At 68.8% G+C, this 3,195-nt stretch carries 4 protein-coding genes; all 4 read left to right on the top strand.

Annotated features, from left to right (window positions below):
- Window positions 1–69 precede the first annotated feature (69 nt).
- Window positions 70–810 carry a hypothetical protein gene (locus ABZW30_RS46645; protein WP_355677435.1) on the top strand — a complete coding sequence of 247 codons (741 nt, stop codon included), beginning with the start codon at window positions 70–72 and terminating at the stop codon, window positions 808–810.
- Window positions 810–1,637: an IS21-like element helper ATPase IstB gene (istB, locus tag ABZW30_RS46650; protein ID WP_355677436.1), complete on the top strand. Its 828-nt coding sequence runs from the start codon at window positions 810–812 to the stop codon at window positions 1,635–1,637. Before ABZW30_RS46645 ends, istB begins: the two co-directional genes overlap by 1 nt.
- A 165-nt stretch (window positions 1,638–1,802) precedes the next feature.
- Window positions 1,803–2,588, top strand: a complete 786-nt coding sequence (locus tag ABZW30_RS46655) for an ISAs1 family transposase (protein WP_355677437.1) — start codon at window positions 1,803–1,805, stop codon at window positions 2,586–2,588.
- A gap of 140 nt (window positions 2,589–2,728) precedes the next feature.
- On the top strand, window positions 2,729–2,857 hold the full coding sequence (locus tag ABZW30_RS46660) for a hypothetical protein (RefSeq protein WP_355677438.1): 129 nt from the start codon (window positions 2,729–2,731) through the stop codon (window positions 2,855–2,857).
- Window positions 2,858–3,195: the final 338 nt, after the last annotated feature.

The following is a 3,195-nucleotide window of genomic DNA, read 5'->3' on the forward strand; positions in this document are numbered from 1 at the left end:
ATACGTCGCCCGAGAGATCCACCGTTGCCTGTCCGCCTCACCACTGCCGCTGCTTGCACCTCGAACGGCTTGACGAACCATAGGGGCATCAACGAGAGCGGCGTCGGCCAGGGGAAGCCGACCTCGGAGTTCGCGGCGTTCGCCGGCCTGCTCGCGATCAGGATCCGCCTCTGCCGGCCCCGCGACCCGGAGGCGAAAGGCCTGGTGGAGCGGGTGAACGGCTATCTGGAGACCAGCTTCCTGCCCGGCCGCACATTCGCCGGACCGGGCGACTTCAACACCCAGCTCACCGCATGGCTGCAGATCGCCAACCGCCGACACCACCGCACGATCGGCTGCCGGCCCACCGAACGCTGGGAAGCCGACCGGGGCGCGATGCTCACCCTGCCACCGGTCACCCCGCCCCACTGGTGGCCCCAGAGCACCCGCCTGGGCCGCGACCACTACATCCGCGTCGACACCTGCGACTACTCCGTCCACCCCCGCGCCATCGGCCAGCAGATCACCATCCGGGCCGACACCGAGGAGATCACCGCCACCACCCGCACCGGCGAGACCGTCGCCCGCCACGCCCGCTGCTGGGCCCGGCACCAGACCATCACCGACCCCGAGCACGCCGCTGCGGCCGAAACCCTGCGCGGCCAGGCAATCCACCAGCGTGCCTCCCGCGCCCAGGCCCGCGCCCAGGCCCGCGGCCTGGCCGCCCTCGCACTCGACGACCTGGGGATCGAGGTCGAACAACGCCAGCTCGGCTCCTACGACCGCATCTTCACCCTCATCGAGGGCGGCGCAGGCAAGGAGGACACCTGATGTCCCGCACCTCCGCTCCCAACACCCCGACCGCCACCGACACACCGGCGGCCCAAACCGGCCGACAGACCACCGCCGACCTGGCTTTCCTTTCCCGCGCGATGAAGGCGCCCGCCCTGCTGGACGCCGCCGAACGCCTGGCGGAGCGCGCCCGCACCGAGTCCTGGACCCACCTCGAATACCTCGTCGCCTGCCTGCAACGCGAGGTCTCCGCCCGCGACAGCCACGGCGGCGAGCAACGCATCCGGGCCGCCCGCTTCCCCTCGGTCAAGACCATCGAGGAGATCGACGCATCCCACCTGCGGGGCATGACGCGCCAACAACTCGCTCACCTGGGCACACTGGACTTCATAACCGCCCGCGAGAACGTCATCTTCCTCGGCCCGCCGGGCACCGGAAAGACCCATCTGGCCACCGGGCTCGCCGTCCGGGCCTGCCAGGCCGGCCATCGGGTCGCGTTCGCCACCGCCTCCCAGTGGGTCGACCGCCTGGCCGCCGCCCACCAGGCCGGCCGGCTCCAGGACGAACTCGTCAAGCTCGGCCGCTACCCGCTGATCGTGGTCGATGAAGTGGGCTACATCCCCTTCGAACCGGAGGCCGCGAACCTGTTCTTCCAGCTGATCTCGAACAGATACGAACGGGCGAGCGTGATCGTCACCTCGAACAAGCCCTTCGGGCGCTGGGGAGAGGTCTTCGGCGACGAGACCGTCGCCGCCGCCATGATCGACCGACTCGTCCACCACGCCGAGGTCCACTCCCTCAAAGGCGAGTCCTACCGCATGCGGGGACGCGAACTCGGGCACGTCCCCACGAACGACAACGACTGACACACACCATCCAGCGAGACCACGGCTGGCCCACAACTGAACCGTCGATACCGGCCCGAATTCAGCCGCCGCCGACAACCAACGGCATACCGCGCAAATGACCGTCAGTCAGCTACACAAACAGGCCAATCACCTTGAAACGCCGAGGTCAGTAAGTCGCCTCCTGTGGACGGCGTGGCGGGATTGTCGCTGGTGGAGCGGCTGCGGTTGCTGCCCGATCCGCGTCGGCGCCGAGGGGTACGTCACCCGTTCGTGGCAGTGCTTCTGATCGCCGCCTCAGCGGTGGTCGCCGGCGCGCGATCGTACGCTGCCATCGGTCAGTGGTCCGCGAACGCTCCGCAGCACACCCTGGCCCGGCTGGGCTCCAGAGTCGAAGGCGCGCCGGGCGTTCGCGTCGCACCGAGCGCCGCCACGATCCGGCGGGTCATCGGCTCGGACTCGATCGCGGTGGACGGGAAAGCCACTCGGGGCTCCCGGCACGGCACCTCGCCCGCCGCTCACCTGTTGGCCGCGATGACCGGCGACGGCCAAACCGTCACCCAGCTGCGGGTACCCGACAAGACCAACGAGATCACCTGCTTCGCCACGCTGCTGGAGCCCTACAACCTGACCGGGGTCACGGTCACGGCCGATGCCCTGCACACCCAGCGCGGCCATGTGCACTTCCTGGTGGAGGAGAAGAAGGCTTACTACCTGCTCATGGTCAAGGCCAACCAGCCCGAATTGCACCGCCAGCTCAAGTCATTGCCGTGGAAGGACGTTACCGCGCGCCGCTACGACCGCGAGATGGGACACGGCCGCCGAGAGACCCGCGTGACCAGAGCCCTCACCGTCACCGACCTTGGCCTGGACTTCCCCACGCAGTCCAGGCCGTACGCATCCTGCGCTATCGCACCGACCTCAAGACCGGTACGGTCAGCCGCCAGACCGCCTATGCGATCACCGACCTGAGCTCGCAACAGGCCTCGCCCCAGCGACTTGGCCAGCTCGCCAGGTCGCAATGGACCATCGAGAACCGGCTGCACTTCGTACGCGACACCACCTTCGCCGAAGACGCCTCGAAGATCCACACCGGTCACGGCCCAGAGAACATGGCGACCCTACGCAACCTGGCGATCAACGCCCTCCGGACTGCCGGGCACCGCAACATCGCCGCCGGCCTCCGGCACGCCTCCTACGAGCCCTTCACCCGCCCGCTCGACCTCCTCGGCATCATCTGACCAGGCACATTCACAAGATCACCGGACTTTGCGGGGACTCTGATGGCCACTCTGGCCGACCATGAATCGCCACTGCACGAAGCGGGCAGCGCAAGCCGCTTAGCGGATTAGGCGCGTTCGCCGGTCCGTCCGCCTTCGCTGAGGCGCGTCCGGCAGGACCGGCAGATCGTTGTTCCGGGGGGCTCGCGGAGCCAGAGGAATTAGACCGTATGAAGTGCGCTGCTTGTGTGGTTCGGGTCCGCTCGGGGCGGGAGGTTTCCGGCCCGGCGGGCCGGGCGTCAAGCCCGGAGCCGCTTCGCGGTCGCTGCGCGAGCCTTGACGTCGGCCAGTCGGGCCGG

The organism is Kitasatospora sp. NPDC004669 (genome assembly GCF_040609455.1).
GTDB lineage: Bacteria > Actinomycetota > Actinomycetes > Streptomycetales > Streptomycetaceae > Kitasatospora.